This is a genomic window from Blastococcus deserti, from assembly GCF_042682525.1.
GTDB classification, from domain to species: Bacteria; Actinomycetota; Actinomycetes; order Mycobacteriales; family Geodermatophilaceae; genus Blastococcus_B; species Blastococcus_B deserti.
In genome coordinates this window covers 101,328-116,350 of record NZ_JBHUHP010000001.1, presented here as the reverse complement: position 1 = coordinate 116,350, position 15,023 = coordinate 101,328, and the positions used below count along the sequence as shown (strand labels likewise).

The window sequence follows — 15,023 nt, the reverse complement described above, 5'->3', positions numbered from 1 at the left end:
TGCTCGCAATTGCAATTGGCGCTCTCGATGCGGCACCATGGGCCCGTGCCCACCGCACGCGAACGGGTCCGCGCCGAGCTGACCGCCGAGATCACCGACGCCGCCCGCCGCCAGCTCGCCGAGGTGGGGGCGGCGGCCCTCTCCCTGCGCGCCGTCGCCCGCGAGGTCGGCATGGTGTCCTCGGCGGTCTACCGCTACTTCCCCAGCCGCGACGAGCTGCTGACGCGGCTCATCATCGACGGGTACGACGACCTGGGCGCCGCGGCGGAGGCCGCAGACCAGCCCGTGGCCTCGCCGGCGGAGCGCTGGCTGGCCGTCTGCCGCGCGGTGCGGGCCTGGGCGCGGGACCACCCGCACGAGTACGCGCTGCTCTACGGCTCGCCCGTGCCCGGCTACCGGGCGCCGGAGGACACGGTGCCCGCGGCCTCGCGCGTGGGAATCGTGCTCGGCCGGATCCTGGGGGACGCCGCGCGCAGCGGCACCCTGCCCCCGGCCGCCGGGGAGCGGGACCCCGGCCTGGTCAGCGAGGCGGCAGTGGCGGTCCTCGGCGGGGACCACCCGGCGCTCGACGAGACCGTGCGGGTGCGGGCGCTCCTGGCCTGGAGCGCGCTGTTCGGGACGATCAGCTTCGAGCTGTTCGGCCACTTCGCGGGGTCCGTGGAGGACGGCGACCGCTATTTCGACCGCGCGATGTCCGAGCTGGCCGGCCTCATCGGGCTGCCCGCGCCGGGGACGCCGGGCGCGTGAGGGGCTTGTTCTACCGGGGCCCCTCCCTCGAGGACCTGCACACCGGGGCGGCCGTCCGGCTGGAGATCGACGAGCGGGCAGCCGCGCTGGCGCTCGCCGTCCTGCTCGCCCCGGCCTGGCACGTCCGGCGGATCCGCGCGAACTAGGGTCGCGAGCATGCGCCGGCTGTCCCTTTCCACCCGCGAGTTGGACGCGTTCGGCAGTTCCGGTGTCTCCGTCTCGCGCACGGCCCACGTGGAGGAGCCCGTCGACGGCTTCGCCGTCGACGTCACCCGGTACGCACCGGGCGCCGTCAATGGTCGGCACCCCACCGGGCTGTGGCAGCTGCTCGCCGTGGTGAGCGGCTCGGGGTGGGCGTCGGGGGCCGACGACGTGCGGATCCCGCTGGCCGCCGGGGAAGCGGTGCTGTGGGAGCCGGGCGAGGAGCACGCGAGCGGCTCCGACGACGGCATGGTGGCCGTGGTCGTGCAGAGCCCGGTGCCGCTGCCGGAGCCCTCGTCCCCACCGCGGGGAGCGGACGAGGGGGCGCAGGGCTCGGCCGGGGACCGGCTGTCCCGCACCCTCGAGCGCTACGAGTGGGTGCTGGCCAACGTCGCCGACGGCATCTACGGGCTCGACGCGGACGGGCGGGTGGAATTCGTGAACCCGGCGGCCGTGCGGATCACCGGACATGCGGCCGACGAACAGCGCGGGCAGGACCAGCACGCCCTGCTGCACGGTCGCCGCCCGGACGGCTCCCACTACCCGAAGCAGGACTGCCCCGTCTGGCGGTCGCTGCGGACCGGTCGCACCGTCGTCGCCGAGGACGAGCTCTTCTGGCACCGCGACGGGACCGGCATCCCCATCGACCTGATCGCCGTGCCCACCGTCGAGGACGGCACCGTCACCGGGGTCATCGTCTCGTTCCGCGACCTCACCGACCGCCGGGCCGCCCAGCGGCAGGCCGCGGAGCTGCGCCGGCTCTCCGAGGAGGCCGCCGAGCAGCGCGCGCTGTCCGACCGCCTGCAGCAGGCGCTGCTGACCCCGCCGCCGGAGCCCGACCACCTGCACGTGGCCGTGCGCTACGCCGCGGCGGCGCACGAGGCCCAGGTGGGCGGTGACTGGTACGACGCCTTCCTGCAACCCGACGGCGCCACGATGCTCGTCATCGGCGACGTGGTCGGCCACGGCAGCGACGCCGCGGCCGCCATGGGGCAGCTCCGCGGCGTACTGCGCGCGCTGGCCTACGACAACGACGAGGGGCCGGCGGCCACCCTTTCCCGCCTGGAGCGCACCGCCCAGGGACTCGCGGTGGGCACCCTGGCCACCGGCATCCTCGCGCGCATCGAGCGCCGTCCCGACGTGCCGGTCGCCGGCGTGCGGGTGCTGCGCTGGAGCAATGCCGGTCACCTCCCGCCGGTGCTGCTCGCCCCCGACGGCACGAGCAGGCTGCTCACGACCCGGCCGGACCTGATGCTGGGCGTCACCCCCGACGCCCGCCGCGCCGATCACACCGCCGACCTGCCCGACGGCTCGACGCTGCTGCTGTTCACCGACGGCTTGGTCGAGCGGCACGGCGCCGACCTGGACGAGGGGCTGGCCGCGCTCCAGAAGGCGCTCCTCGACCTCGGCGAGGCACCACTCGAGGAGCTCTGCGACGCCGTGCTCCGCCGGCTCGTCCCGGGCGGGACCACGGACGACGTCGCGCTGGTGGCCGTCCGGGCCTATCCCGAGGACCGTCCGCGGCCTGCGGAGGCCGGGCCGAACATCCTGCCGCCCAGCGTCGACTGAACGCGCGACAGCGCCCGCCCCGGCGGAACCGGGACGGGCGCTGTGCGGGGGTCCCTACTCGATCGCGACGGTGGTCTCGTTGAGCCCCACGTCCGCGGAGATCACCCGCTCGCCCCTGCCCACCGGGGCGAGGGTGCGCACCTTCCACTGACCGGGAGCGGCGAAGAACCGGAACTCACCCTCCGGGCTGGTGACCACCTCGGCGGTGAACTCGTCGGTCGCGTCCAGGAGTCGGACGTAGGCACCGGCCACCGGAGCGCCGTCGTGCCAGACCGACCCCTGGATCACCGTCTGCGTCGTGAGGTCGACGCCGGCGAGAGCGCCGCCCTGCTTCGGGGCGCCGCACATGCTCAGGCGCCCTTCGCGATCGGGACGCCGACCAGGGAGCCGTACTCGGTCCAGGAGCCGTCGTAGTTCTTGACGTTCTGGTGACCGAGCAGCTCGCGCAGCACGAACCAGGTGTGGCTCGAGCGCTCGCCGATCCGGCAGTAGGCAATGGTGTCCTTGCTGGTGTCCAGACCCGCCTCGGCGTAGAGCGTGGCCAGCTCCTCGTCGCTCTTGAACGTGCCGTCCTCGTTGGCCGCCTTGCTCCACGGCACGTTGACCGCCGTGGGGATGTGGCCCGGGCGCTGCGCCCCCTCCTGCGGGAGGTGGGCCGGGGCCACCAGCTTGCCGGCGAACTCGTCGGGCGAGCGGACGTCGACCAGGTTCTTCTCGCCGATGGCGGCGACGACCTCGTCGCGGAAGGCCCGGATGGAGACGTCCTGGTCCTTGGCCTTGTACTGGGTGGCGGGCCGGGAGACGGCGTCGGTCGAGAGGGGCCGGCTGTCGAGCTCCCACTTCTTGCGGCCGCCGTCGATCAGCTTCACGTTCTCGTGGCCGTAGAGCTTGAAGTACCAGTACGCGTAGGCGGCGAACCAGTTGTTGTTGCCGCCGTAGAGGACGACGGTGTCGTCGTTGCTGATGCCGCGCTCGGAGAGCAGCTTCTCGAACTGCTCGCGGTTGACGAAGTCGCGTCGCAGCGGGTCCTGCAGGTCGGTCTTCCAGTCCAGCTTGACCGCGCCCTCGATGTGTCCCTTGTCGTAGGCGCTGGCGTCCTCGTCGACCTCGACGAAGACGATGCCGGGGGTCCCGATGTTCTCCTGGGCCCAGTCGGCGGTGACGAGCACGTCGGTGCGGCTCATGGGTTTCCTCCGTTGTCGGTGTGCGGGTGGTCAGGCGCGGGCCGGCAGGGCCCGCCGGGCGATCACGTAGAGCTCGCAGCCCAGGCAGAAGCCCGCGGCCGCGTTGAGCAGGGCCGCCACCAGGGCGAGCCCGGTGGCGACGGCGCCGAGCAGTGGTGCGCCGAGCAGGTAGCCCGAGGCCCCCACGACGGCGAAGACGAGGCCGACGAACTGGGCGAACCGGGGCGGCGCCTCCGGCTCCCGCTCGCGCACCGGCCCCAGCCGCGGCGCGACCAGCAGCCGGAACAGCAGGCCGTACGGGGACACCCGCAGGCCGGCCAGCGCGCCGACGGCGAAGACCGCCGCCTGGGCGGCGACGAGCCAGCCGCTGGCGGTGAGCAGGGCGACGGCCAGGACGACCGAGGTGAGGCCCGCGGCGAACCGCGGACCGCGCACGTCGACCTGCGCGGACGGAGCAGTCATCAGGGAAGACCTTCGGACGGCGGACAGGGCACGTCTGGACGGTCGGCAGCCGCCCTCAGAAGGTCGGACACAGGCAGCTGCCGACGCGGCACAGGTCGACTGTGCGGCGGCAGGTCAGCATGGTGCCCATGGGGCGAGGGTAACCGATCACACCGGCCCGCCCGCGCGGCCGCCCACGTGCGCGTCGACCAGAGCGGTCAGCTCATCGGGCCGCGGGGCGCCGCTGCTGCGCCCGACCAGCCGCCCGTCGCGGTCCAGGTAGAACAACGTCGGCGTCCGCCGGACGTCGAGCTCGCGCACCTCGTCGAGGTGGCTCTCCGCGTCGACGTGCAGGGTCGCCAGTCCGGGCCGGGTGGCCTGCAGCTGCTGCAGCCGGGCCCTGGTCGCCCGGCAGGGTCCGCAGAACGCGGAGGAGAACTGCACCACCGTCAGGTCGGCGTCGCCGGGGCGCACGCCGAGACGGTCGAACACCGACGCGTGATCCACCCTCTTCCCCTCCGACGCCGGGGAATGCACGGCACCGCTCCGGCTGCGCAGCCACCACGCCGCGACGGCGGTGATCGCCAGCGCGGCCACCACGACGACCGCTCCGATCCCACTCATCCCCGGCTGGAACCGGGGCCGTCGCGGCCCTATTCCGCAGACCGTGCCGCCCTCCGCGGCGCTAGTCCGCCGCCCGCAGCACCGTGTCGACCGCCTCGATCCGGACGTCGACGCCGCCGGCTGCCGGGCTGACCCCGGTCAGCTGCAGGCCGAACGGCAGCGGCGGGACCGCGTAGCGCAGGTCCAGCAGGTCGGCGGCCCGCTCCAGCAGGAAGTCGGGGACGTCGATACCGGCACCCGACGCCTGCTCGACGTCGACGACCACGTCGTTGCCCTCCAGGGTCACCTGGCCGGTGGCGGTGAGGGGCAGCTGCCGTCCCAGCAGCTCCACCGTGCGGGTGATCCGCAGCCCGTCGCCGTCGCGTTCCAGCTCGGTGTCGGGCCCCAGCTGCGCCGACAGGAGCGCGTACGAGAGGGTCGCCGTCCCGTCGATGCGCTCCACCGGCACCTCCTGCACCGAGCCGGAGAGCACGCTGGACAGCGGCACCTCGACGCCTCGCAGGACGACGTCGGCGCGGGTGCCCTCCGGCTGCCCGAGCTGCTCGGCGGTGAGCGCGATGCGCACCTCGTCGTAGCGGCCATCGACGGCCTGGGTCAGGAACGGGAAGCCCTCGATGTCGACCTCCGGGACCCCGGCCAGGCCGCCCTCCTCGGCAACCTGCTCGGCGACCCGGTCCTCGGCGAAGCCGGCCGCGACCCGGTCGAGGACCACCACCAGGCCCAGGAGGAGCGCGACGACGACGAGCAGGGCTCTCACGCCGGCTGTCTCACAGCACCGCCTGCAGGGCCAGCGCCACGGGCGCGCAGGCGGCGAGCGGCAGGACCGCCTGGACCACCGACAGCGCCCACGGGGACAGGGACGGGTCTGCGTGGGCGGCACGGCGCGGCGCGGGCTCCTCCTCGTCGACCCCCGTCGCCTCCACCACGACGTAGCTGGCCACCAGCGCCACCATCGCCGTCACACCGGCGAGCACGGCCCCGGCCACGAGCGCGGGCAGGGCGCCGGAGATCCCGCTGACGCCCCTGCCCAGGTAAGCGACCAGCGCGCCGGCGACGACCGCCAGGACCAGCCCGAGCAGGCCCCGCGGGACCCCGGTCGCCAGGGACGGCCGCGGCAGGACCAGGTCCACCAGGTGACCGACGACCAGGGCCGCGCCGACGGCCAGGAGCGCGACGAGCGCCCGGCCGGACCCGGCCGGCGACCGGCCCAGCAGGAGGAGCGCGGCGAGGGCGGTGACGGCGCAGAGGAGCAGCACGGCACCCGAGAGGGAGGCGACGAGGTCCTCGCGGGGCCGGCGGAGCATCTGCTGGAGGACGGCGGCGAGGAAGCCGACGCCCAGCACCACCAGCAGGCCGCCCAGCGACGGCCGCCCCGGCAGAACGAGGACCAGGTCGGCAGCGACCGCGGCGGCGGCACCCACGGCGAGCGAGCCGCCGAACCCCTCGATCCCGGTCACGACCACCCAGGTGAGAACCAGTCCCAGCTGCAGGACCAGCACCGCCGCCAGCCGGCCCTCGTCGCCGAAGAGGTCGGGCAGCACCACCACCAGCGCCACGGCCAGCGCGGTGAGCCCCGCCGGCTGCAGGTGGTGCACCCGCGCGGGGAGCGCGGAGGTGAGGGCCGGGGAGGTCACAGGTCGATCGTGGCAGACGCGCGGCGTCCGATCGCCTCGACGAGCGGAACGGCGGCCGGCGGGTCCGGTGTCCTTCGGAGGGCGGACCGACGAATTCGTCGCCTCCGGCCTCGGCCGGCGGCACGTCGGTTATCCTGCACACCCACCTCGACAGTGCCGTCGAAGGTCCGGGGACGACGCCGTCGTCCCACGGCCCCGTGAGGAGACGACATGCGACTCGTACTCATGACCGCGGCACGCCAGGCCACCACCGAGGTGCTGCCCGCCCTGGGGCTGCTGGGCCACCAGGTACGCGTGGTGGCCCCCGAGCTCTCCAGCCTGCTCGACGGCGACTCCGGGGACGTCGTCCTCGTCGACGCCCGCCACGACCTCATCCAGGCGCGCACCCTGTGCGGGCTGCTGTCCTCCACCGGCGTGGCCGCCGCGCTGGTCGCCGTCCTCTCCGAGGGCGGGCTGGTCGCGCTGTCGGCCGACTGGGGCGTCGACGACGTCCTCCTCGACACCGCCGGGCCGGCCGAGGTCGACGCCCGGCTCAAGTGGGCCACCGCCCGCCGGCTGGCCGCCAGCACGCCGGCCGACGGCGGCGACGGTGGCGTCACCCAGGCCGGCGAGCTGGTCATCGACGAGCACAGCTACTCGGCCAAGCTCCGCGGCCGCCCGCTCGACCTCACCTACAAGGAGTTCGAGCTGCTGAAGTACCTGGCCCAGCACCCGGGCCGGGTCTTCTCGCGGGCACAGCTGCTGCAGGAGATCTGGGGCTACGACTACTTCGGCGGCACCCGCACCGTCGACGTCCACGTGCGGCGACTGCGGGCCAAGCTCGGCACCGAGCACGAGGCGCTGATCGGCACCGTGCGGAACGTGGGCTACAAGCTCGACCAGCAGGTCGCCGACGCCACCGCCAAGGCCGCCCGGGCCACCACCTCGGACGACAGGGCCACCACCTCGGACGACAGGGCCGACGCCGAGCTGGTCTGATGGCCGGGTGAGCACCGACAGCCAGGCCGATCTCGACGTCGCGGACGTCCTCGCGCTGCTGCGCGCCGCCACCACCGCCGACGGTGTGCGGCCGCTGTCCGAGGAGAGCGAGCTCCGGCTCCAGCACGGTGGCCCGCCCGGCGGCGGCAACCTCGTGGTCCGGGACGGCGACGACCTCGCCGGCTACGCCCGCTTCGACACCGGACGGGACGGGGGCGTCGAGGCCGAGCTCGTGGTGCACCCCGCCTTCCGCCGGCGGGGACACGGCAGCACCCTGCTGAGCCGCCTCCTCGAGCGGGCCGGCCCGCGACCGGTGAGCATCTGGGCGCACGGCGACCTGCCCGGTTCCGCGGAGCTGCTCGCACCGCGGGGCTTCTCCCGCGCCCGGGTGCTGCTGCAGATGCGCCGGCACCTCGACGAGGGGGACCTCGCCCGGATCGACCCCGACCCACGGCCGGCGCTGCCCGACGGGGTGCACGTCGAGCCCTTCCGTCCCGGCCGGGACGAGGCCGCCTGGCTGCGGGTCAACGCCCGCGCGTTCGCCACCCACCCCGAACAGGGCAGCTGGACGGCGGAGGACCTCCGGCTGCGGGAGCAGGAGCCGTGGTTCGACCCCGAGGGCTTCCTGCTCGCCTGGCGCGGGGACCCCGACGAGGGCGGGCAGCTGCTGGGCTCCCACTGGACCAAGACCCACCCGGCGGGCGACGTCGCCGACGAGCCGGTCGGCGAGGTTTACGTGCTCGGTATCGACCCCGACGCCCAGGGGATGTCCCTGGGCCGGGCGCTCACCGACCTGGGGCTGGCGCACCTGCGCTCCCGCGGGCTGGGCCAGGTGCTGCTGTACGTGGAGGAGGACAACACCGCCGCCGTCCGGCTGTACGAGAGCCGCGGCTTCCGGCGCCACGCCGTCGACGTCTCGTGGCGCCGCGCGACCGCCTGAGCCCGGCCGGGCAGCTGCCACGCCCTGGTTCACCCGATGGCCTCACGGCGGCCGCCTCGGCGTGACCCAAGCCTCAGGCGCCGTTCATCTGGCGTTCACCGATCGACCGGACCGCGGCCACCTCGGCTCCCTAACTTCCTCTCGTCGGTCCCATGCTGCCCGGAAGACGTCCGGGCAACTGTCGAGAGGCACTGAGTTGAAGCTCAGCACCAAGACGCGCGCCGCCACGCTCTCCGTGGCGCTCGCCGGCACCCTCGCGCTCTCTGCGTGCGGTGCCGCCAACGAATCGGGTTCCGGGGGGAGCGGCGGCGGTGGCGGCACGAGCCAGGGGTTGAGCGGCGACCTCGTCGGCGCCGGCGCGAGCAGCCAGCAGGCCGCCATGGAGGCGTGGCAGGCCGGCTTCCAGGGCGAGTACCCCGACGTGAACTTCAGCTACGACCCGGTCGGCTCCGGCGGCGGGCGCGAGCAGTTCATCGCCGGGGCGACCGACTTCGCCGGCTCCGACGCCCCGCTCGACGACGAGGAGCTCACCGCGGCCCAGGAGCGCTGCGCGGGCGGTGAGGTCTTCGAGCTGCCCAACTACATCTCACCGATCGCCGTCATCTTCAACCTCGAGGGCGTCGACGAGCTGAACCTCACCCCCGCGACGATCGCGGGCATCTTCGCCGGTTCCATCAGCAACTGGAACGACCCCGCGATCGCGGCGGACAACCCCGGCGCCACGCTGCCGGACCAGCCGATCACGCCGGTGCACCGCGCCGACGACTCGGGCACCACGGACAACTTCACCGACTACCTGTTCCAGGCCGCCGGCGACGTGTGGACCTCCGAGCCCGACGGCGTGTGGCCGCTACCGGGAGGCGAGGCCGCCAACGGCACCTCCGGCGTCGTCGGCGTGGTGGAGAGCACGGTCGGCGCCATCACCTATGCGGACGCCAGCCGGGCCGGTGACCTGGGCGTGGTGAGCGTCGCGGTCGGTGACGAGTTCGTCGCGCCGACGCCGGAGTCGGCCGCGGCGGTCGTGGAGAACTCCCCGGCCGTCGAGGGCCGCGGCGAGTACGACTTCGCCATCGAGGTCAACCGGCAGACCGAGGGGTCCGGCGAGTACCCGATCGTCCTGGTCAGCTACCACATCGGCTGCATCCAGTACGACGACGAGGAGAGCGCGGACAACGTCCGCGCGTTCATGGAGTACGTGATCAGCGAGGACGGCCAGCAGGCCGCGGCGGAGAACGCCGGCAACGCCCCGATCTCGGACACGCTCCGTGAGCAGGCCCGGGGCGCGGTCGAGGCGATCACCGCCGGTTGACACCGGTCCGCCACGATGGCCCGGGACGCGGCGACGACGTCCCGGGCCATCGCACCGCCCGGAGACCGGCCATCGCACCGCCCGGAGACCGGCCATCGCACCGCCCGGAGACGGGCCATCGCACCCCGAAACGGCATCCACGAACAACTTCCACGGAGCACCGGTGACCGCCACGAAGGCCCCGACCGAACCCCCGCCGAAGCAGCGCCCCGTCCGCCGGCCGGGGGACCGCATCTTCGCCGGCAGCGCCAAGGCCTCGGGCATCTTCATCCTGGTCGTCCTCGCCGGGGTGGCCGTCTTCCTCATCAGCGAGGCGATCCCCGCCCTCACGGCTCCGGCAGCGGACATCCCCGGAGGCGAGGGCCTGGGCGGCTACGTCGGCCCCCTCGTGCTCGGCACCCTGCTCGGCGCGGTGCTCGCGCTCCTGGTCGCGACGCCGCTGGCCGTGGCCATCGCCCTGTACGTCACGTACTACGCCCCGCGGCGGGTCGCTGCCGCCATGGGTTACCTGATCGACCTGCTGGCGGCGATCCCCAGCGTCGTCTACGGCTTCTGGGGCCTGGCGGTCCTGGCACCGGCCCTCGTGCCGTTCCACGTGTGGGCGGCCGACACGCTCGGCTTCGTCCCGTTCTTCGCCGGTCCCGCCTCCACGAGCGGCCGCACGATGTTCACCGTCGGCCTCGTGCTCGCGGTGATGATCCTGCCGATCATCTCGGCCATCTCCCGGGAGGTGTTCAGCCAGGCTCCGGCGCTGCACCGCGAGGCGGCGCTCGCGCTGGGGGCGACCCGCTGGGAGATGATCAGGATGGCCGTCCTCCCCTACGGCAAGTCCGGCGTCATCGGCGGCGCCATGCTGGGCCTGGGCCGGGCGCTCGGCGAGACGATGGCGGTCGCGATCGTCCTGTCCGGCGGCGCCGGCGCCACGCTGAACCTGATCAGCAGCTCGAACCCCTCCACGATTGCGTCCAACATCGCGCTGAGGTTCCCCGAGGCCACCGGCCTGGGGGTGAACACCCTGATCGCCAGCGGTCTGGTGCTGTTCGTCATCACGCTCGCGGTCAACATGCTCGCCCGCTGGATCGTCGACCGGCGCGCCGACTTCTCCGGAGCCAACTGATGAGCATCGACACGCAGGCCGCGCCGCCGCTGCCGCAGCAGCAGGGGCCCGTCCGGGTCCACCGCAGACTGCCCCGCCTGGCTCCCCCCGGCCTGTACCTGGCCGGCATCGTGCTGGGGGCCGCGGTCTCCGCCGCGACCGGCTTCGCCGTCACGTCCACCGTCGTCTACGGCGTCGTCCTGGGCACGCTGCTGGTCTACGTCGCCACGCGGACCGTCGAGGGTCACCGCAAGGCCACCGACCGGCTGGTGACCTGCCTGGTGACCACCGCCTTCGCGGTCGCCATGATCCCGCTGGTCTCGCTGGTCTACACCGTCCTCGACAACGGCCTGGACCGCTTCGACAGCACCTTCTTCACCAACTCCATGTTCCGCGTCGTCGGCGAGGGCGGCGGCGCGTACCACGCGATCCTGGGCACGCTGATCATCACGGCGCTGACCACGGTGATCTCGGTGCCCATCGGCTTGATGACCGCCGTCTACCTGGTCGAGTACGGAACCGGCCGGCTCAAGCGGGCCATCACGTTCTTCGTCGACGTCATGACCGGCATCCCGTCGATCGTCGCCGGCCTGTTCGCCTTCGCGCTGTTCACCCTGCTCTTCGGCAACGACGTCCGGCTCGGCGTCATGGGCGCGGTGGCGCTCTCCGTGCTGATGATCCCGGTCGTCGTCCGCTCCTGCGAGGAGGTCCTCAAGCTCGTCCCGAACGAGCTGCGGGAGGCCAGCTACGCGCTGGGCGTGCCGAAGTGGCGGACGGTCGTCAAGGTGGTCCTGCCCACCGCGATCGCCGGTCTCGGGACCGGGGTCACGCTCGCCGTGGCCCGCGTCGTCGGCGAGACCGCGCCGCTGCTGGTGACCGTCGGTCTGATCACCGGCACGAACCTGAACCCGTTCGACGGGCGGATGGCGACCCTTCCCGTGTTCGCGTACTACCAGCTGACCCAGCCCGGAACGGCGACCCAGGCGTTCCTCGACCGCGCCTGGACGGCAGCCCTGGTGCTCATCATCCTGGTCATGGCGCTCAACGTCGTCGCCCGCCTGATCAGCCGTTTCCTCGCCCCCAAGACCGGTCGCTGACCGGGCCGACCCAGGAGGAACCTGTGGCCAAGCGCATCGACGTCTCCGACCTGAACATCTACTACGGCAACTTCCTCGCCGTGGAGGGCGTGACCGTCTCCATCGAGCCGCGCAGCATCACCGCCCTCATCGGGCCCTCGGGCTGCGGCAAGTCCACCTTCCTGCGCTCGCTGAACCGGATGCACGAGGTGATCCCCGGCGCCCGGGTCGAGGGCAAGGTCGTCATGGACGGCCAGGACCTCTACGGTCCGGACGTCGACCCGGTGGACGTCCGCCGTCAGATCGGGATGGTGTTCCAGCGGCCCAACCCGTTCCCGACGATGTCGATCTACGACAACGTCGCCGCGGGGGTCCGGCTCAACGCCATCAAGATGAAGAAGGCCGACCTCGACGACCTGGTCGAGAGGTCGCTGCGCGGCGCCAACCTCTGGAACGAGGTCAAGGACCGTCTCACCCGGCCGGGCTCCGGCCTCTCCGGTGGTCAGCAGCAGCGGCTGTGCATCGCGCGCGCGATCGCCGTCGAGCCGGACGTGCTCCTCATGGACGAGCCGTGCTCGGCCCTCGACCCCATCTCCACGCTCGCCATCGAGGACCTGATGATCGAGCTCAAGGAGAAGTACACGATCGTCATCGTCACCCACAACATGCAGCAGGCCGCGCGGGTGAGCGAGTCCACCGGCTTCTTCAACCTCAACGGGGTGGGCCAGCCGGGACGGCTGATCGAGTTCAACCCCACCGAGAAGATCTTCAGCAACCCGGACGAGAAGGCGACCGAGGACTACATCTCCGGCCGCTTCGGCTGAGCCCGTTCAGTCCGCGGACCGGGGGCCGATGTCCCGCGGATCAGGCGTGCGGAACGTCGCGCCGGGTTCCCGGGGATCGGCTTCCTCGGCCTTCGCCGCCTCCTCGGGTCGTGGGTCCTCGCTGGCGACCACGTCCGGGTCCTCACCGCCGATGCCGAAGCCCGGGGCCGGCTCGGGGGCACCGGTTCCGGGATCGGCGGCGGGGATCCCCTCGTCCGAGGGGTCGGCATTGAACGGCGGCGGCATCATCGACACTCCCGACCCCTACCCGCTCGCGTGCCGTCCCAGCGACGGACGGGTGAACAGTTCCGGCGGCGACCTCAGCAGCTGACCGGACCGGCCTGCGGCTCCGGGGCCGCCGGCCCGGCGGTGTCCGCGGCCGGAACCTCGACCGGCGCTCCGACCGTCACCGGGACGACGGTCGAGTAGCCGGGGCCGATGACGAGCTGCACCGTGTCGCCGATGGCGTCGCTGGGCTCGAGCACCGATCCCGGTACCGCCGCCGCCACGGTCCGGGCCTGCTCCAGCGCACCCGGGCCGTGGCGGACGACGCTCTCGTTCGCCGTGCCGGTCTCGTTGCCCACGGCGCCCACCGTGAAGCCCTGCGCCCGCATCAGGTCGGCGACCGTCGCCGCCAGCCCCGTCGTCCCGGTGCCGTTCAGCACGTCCACCGTCACCGACGACGGCGGCACGGTGAGCGCGTCGGCCGTCGGGGCCGCCGCAGCGGCGGGCGGCACGTCGGCGGGCGGCACGTCGGCGGGCGGGGCATCCCCGGCCGGGACCTCCTCGGCCGGCGCGGCCGGCTCCACCGGGCCGATCAGGAACTCCTCGGGAACCTGGGTGCCCTCGATGACGGCGTCGAAGAGCGACCGGGTGCCCGCGCCGTCGAGGAGGACGTAGGCCTGGTCGGTCCCCACCGGCACGTAGCCCACCTGCGCCACGGGCAGGCTCGCCCGCTGCACCGCGTCGCCGGAGAGGTCACCGAGGCTGCCGGCCAGCACCCGTAGGTCGCCGAGGGTCGTCTGCTCGTCCACGGTCAGCGCGTCGGCGGCGCGGTTGAGGAAGCGGTTCAGGGCGAGCGGGTCGACCAGCGTGCTCGTCGACATCGCGGCGCGCAGGGTGGAGGTGAGCAGCCGCTGGGCCCGCTCGGCCACGGCCGTCCCGGTCACGTCCGCCCCGCTGTCGCCGGGCTGGAGGTACCCCGCCGCGGCCTGGCCCGAGACCTGCGAGAGCCCGGCCGGCAGCGGGGTGGCCGCGGCGGCGGTCGCCGGGGAGGGGATGACGCAGACCGGCACGCCACCCAGGGCGTCGACCATCCCGGGCAGGCCGGTCAGGTCGACGCCGAGGTAGTGGTCGACGCGCAGGCCCGAGAGCTGCTGGACCGCGCGCACCATGCACCCGGGCCCGCCGTCGAGCAGGGACGACGCGAAGGCCTCCGTCACCGGGCTGCGCAGCGCGCCGTCCGCGGTGCGGCAGGCGGGCGTGTCCACCAGCGCCGTGGGCGGGAAGCTGACCAGCACCGCGCGGTCGCCGTCGGCGGACACCGAGGCCAGCAGGGTCGCGACCGAGGCCGCACCCGTCTGGCCGGGGACGCCGCTGCCGACGACGAGGTAGGTCTCGTCGCCGGCCTGCAGCGCAGGGGCGAGGATCTCCGGCCCGTCGACGGCCAGGGCGTCGACCCGGCCGATCTTCTGGTCGACGTAGAAGTAGAGGCCCAGGTGGTAGAGCAGCAGCACGCCCAGCACCGCACCCAGCGCCATCAGCGCCCTGGCCAGCCTCCGTCGGCCGGGAGTGAGCGGGGCGCGTTCGGGACGGCGGGTGCGTGGCCGCCGGCGGTCGGCCGGGCCGGGCGGCGGCACGGTGCCGGGCAGGGGCGGGATGGGGCCGCTCCGGCGGGAGGGGCGGCTGTCGGGCTCCCAGGTGGCCGGCGGCCGGGGGGCGGCAGGGACCGGCGGCAGTCCCGGCTGCGCCGCGGGGCGTCCGGGGGTCGGCACGGGCGGCAGGCCCGGCTGCCGCACGGCCGCCCCCACGCCGGAAACGGGCGGCAACCCGGCCGCCTCTGCCCCGGGAACGGGCGGCAGCCCGGCCGCTCCTCCCCCGGGCACGGGCGGCAACCCGGCACGGACGGCGGGCGACGCGTCGTCGGGCACGCGGGCGGGGGGCTCCTCGACGCGTCGGGCCGCCCGGCGCCTGCCGACGGCGCTGCCCTGGCGCGCGAGCAGCTGCTCGACGGTGACCGGCCGGCTCTCCCGCTCGCCGTCCCGGACGCGTCGGGAACGCCGGGCGATGCCGGAGCCATCCGCGTCGCGCGTCGGCTCTTCCCCCACCGGTGTCGACACCTTCTCGTTCGTCACTGCCCCGTCGCTGACCGTGGATGCGGCCTGCCCCACGACGATACGG

The 15,023-nt window shown here is 73.9% G+C and carries 17 protein-coding genes; 9 read left to right on the top strand and 8 right to left on the bottom strand.

Annotated features, from left to right (window positions below; genetic code table 11):
- Window positions 1-45: 45 nt before the first annotated feature.
- Genes ACFSHS_RS00550 through ACFSHS_RS00540 form a run of 3 tightly spaced genes read left to right on the top strand, consistent with a single transcriptional unit; the run spans window position 46 to window position 2,517 of the window.
- A complete protein-coding gene (locus tag ACFSHS_RS00550; RefSeq protein WP_376870471.1) occupies window positions 46-747 on the top strand; it encodes a TetR/AcrR family transcriptional regulator in 702 nt (233 codons plus the stop codon).
- Complete coding sequence (locus tag ACFSHS_RS00545; RefSeq protein ID WP_376870469.1) at window positions 744-893, top strand: hypothetical protein; 150 nt, start codon at window positions 744-746, stop codon at window positions 891-893. Before ACFSHS_RS00550 ends, ACFSHS_RS00545 begins: the two co-directional genes overlap by 4 nt.
- A gap of 10 nt (window positions 894-903) precedes the next feature.
- Window positions 904-2,517, top strand: a complete 1,614-nt coding sequence (locus tag ACFSHS_RS00540; protein WP_376870467.1) for a SpoIIE family protein phosphatase — start codon at window positions 904-906, stop codon at window positions 2,515-2,517.
- A 54-nt stretch (window positions 2,518-2,571) separates the two neighbouring features.
- Here the strand turns inward: ACFSHS_RS00540 and ACFSHS_RS00535 are convergent, their stop codons facing one another.
- From ACFSHS_RS00535 to ACFSHS_RS00510, 6 genes are all read right to left on the bottom strand, one after another.
- On the bottom strand, window positions 2,572-2,865 hold the full coding sequence (locus ACFSHS_RS00535) for a DUF1416 domain-containing protein (RefSeq protein ID WP_376870464.1): 294 nt from the start codon (window positions 2,863-2,865) through the stop codon (window positions 2,572-2,574).
- A 2-nt stretch (window positions 2,866-2,867) separates the two neighbouring features.
- Window positions 2,868-3,701: a sulfurtransferase gene (locus ACFSHS_RS00530; protein ID WP_376870462.1), complete on the bottom strand. Its 834-nt coding sequence runs from the start codon at window positions 3,699-3,701 to the stop codon at window positions 2,868-2,870.
- A gap of 30 nt (window positions 3,702-3,731) precedes the next feature.
- A complete protein-coding gene (locus ACFSHS_RS00525) occupies window positions 3,732-4,163 on the bottom strand; it encodes a DUF4395 domain-containing protein (RefSeq protein WP_376870459.1) in 432 nt (143 codons plus the stop codon).
- A 147-nt stretch (window positions 4,164-4,310) separates the two neighbouring features.
- On the bottom strand, window positions 4,311-4,766 hold the full coding sequence (locus ACFSHS_RS00520; protein WP_376870457.1) for a TlpA family protein disulfide reductase: 456 nt from the start codon (window positions 4,764-4,766) through the stop codon (window positions 4,311-4,313).
- 61 nt (window positions 4,767-4,827) lie between these two features.
- Window positions 4,828-5,523, bottom strand: coding sequence for an LmeA family phospholipid-binding protein (locus ACFSHS_RS00515; RefSeq protein WP_376870455.1), 696 nt, complete (start codon window positions 5,521-5,523; stop codon window positions 4,828-4,830).
- A gap of 10 nt (window positions 5,524-5,533) precedes the next feature.
- A complete protein-coding gene (locus tag ACFSHS_RS00510; protein WP_376870452.1) occupies window positions 5,534-6,400 on the bottom strand; it encodes a hypothetical protein in 867 nt (288 codons plus the stop codon).
- Window positions 6,401-6,610: 210 nt separating this feature from the next.
- On the opposite strand from ACFSHS_RS00510, the gene ACFSHS_RS00505 reads away from it, so the two are divergent.
- From ACFSHS_RS00505 to pstB, 6 genes are all read left to right on the top strand, one after another.
- Complete coding sequence (locus ACFSHS_RS00505) at window positions 6,611-7,378, top strand: winged helix-turn-helix transcriptional regulator (RefSeq protein ID WP_376870449.1); 768 nt, start codon at window positions 6,611-6,613, stop codon at window positions 7,376-7,378.
- Between the two features lie 7 nt (window positions 7,379-7,385).
- Window positions 7,386-8,318, top strand: coding sequence for a mycothiol synthase (gene mshD, locus ACFSHS_RS00500; RefSeq protein ID WP_376870447.1), 933 nt, complete (start codon window positions 7,386-7,388; stop codon window positions 8,316-8,318).
- Window positions 8,319-8,514: 196 nt separating this feature from the next.
- Entirely contained in the window at window positions 8,515-9,627 is a 1,113-nt protein-coding gene (pstS, locus tag ACFSHS_RS00495; protein ID WP_376870445.1) for a phosphate ABC transporter substrate-binding protein PstS, read from the top strand.
- A gap of 163 nt (window positions 9,628-9,790) precedes the next feature.
- Window positions 9,791-10,744: a phosphate ABC transporter permease subunit PstC gene (gene pstC, locus ACFSHS_RS00490; RefSeq protein ID WP_376870443.1), complete on the top strand. Its 954-nt coding sequence runs from the start codon at window positions 9,791-9,793 to the stop codon at window positions 10,742-10,744.
- A complete protein-coding gene (gene pstA, locus ACFSHS_RS00485; RefSeq protein WP_376870441.1) occupies window positions 10,744-11,820 on the top strand; it encodes a phosphate ABC transporter permease PstA in 1,077 nt (358 codons plus the stop codon). Before pstC ends, pstA begins: the two co-directional genes overlap by 1 nt.
- A 23-nt stretch (window positions 11,821-11,843) precedes the next feature.
- On the top strand, window positions 11,844-12,623 hold the full coding sequence (gene pstB, locus ACFSHS_RS00480; protein WP_376870438.1) for a phosphate ABC transporter ATP-binding protein PstB: 780 nt from the start codon (window positions 11,844-11,846) through the stop codon (window positions 12,621-12,623).
- Between the two features lie 6 nt (window positions 12,624-12,629).
- On the opposite strand, the gene ACFSHS_RS00475 is transcribed toward pstB, so the two are convergent.
- Window positions 12,630-12,872 (bottom strand): hypothetical protein, encoded by a 243-nt coding sequence (locus tag ACFSHS_RS00475; protein ID WP_376870435.1) that lies wholly within the window; start codon window positions 12,870-12,872, stop codon window positions 12,630-12,632.
- 71 nt (window positions 12,873-12,943) lie between these two features.
- Window positions 12,944-14,977, bottom strand: a complete 2,034-nt coding sequence (locus ACFSHS_RS00470) for an LCP family protein (protein WP_376870433.1) — start codon at window positions 14,975-14,977, stop codon at window positions 12,944-12,946.
- Between the last annotated feature and the right edge of the window lie 46 nt (window positions 14,978-15,023).

Excerpts from the sequence above, each read along its gene's own strand:
- ACFSHS_RS00540 (WP_376870467.1), top strand. The coding sequence starts at position 904 with ATGCGCCGGCTGTCCCTTTCCACCCGCGAGTTGGACGCGTTCGGCAGT.
- ACFSHS_RS00535 (WP_376870464.1), bottom strand. The coding sequence starts at position 2,865 with ATGTGCGGCGCCCCGAAGCAGGGCGGCGCTCTCGCCGGCGTCGACCTC.
- ACFSHS_RS00530 (WP_376870462.1), bottom strand. The coding sequence starts at position 3,701 with ATGAGCCGCACCGACGTGCTCGTCACCGCCGACTGGGCCCAGGAGAAC.
- ACFSHS_RS00525 (WP_376870459.1), bottom strand. The coding sequence starts at position 4,163 with ATGACTGCTCCGTCCGCGCAGGTCGACGTGCGCGGTCCGCGGTTCGCC.
- ACFSHS_RS00520 (WP_376870457.1), bottom strand. The coding sequence starts at position 4,766 with ATGAGTGGGATCGGAGCGGTCGTCGTGGTGGCCGCGCTGGCGATCACC.
- ACFSHS_RS00505 (WP_376870449.1), top strand. The coding sequence starts at position 6,611 with ATGCGACTCGTACTCATGACCGCGGCACGCCAGGCCACCACCGAGGTG.
- pstA (WP_376870441.1), top strand. The coding sequence starts at position 10,744 with ATGAGCATCGACACGCAGGCCGCGCCGCCGCTGCCGCAGCAGCAGGGG.
- ACFSHS_RS00475 (WP_376870435.1), bottom strand. The coding sequence starts at position 12,872 with ATGATGCCGCCGCCGTTCAATGCCGACCCCTCGGACGAGGGGATCCCC.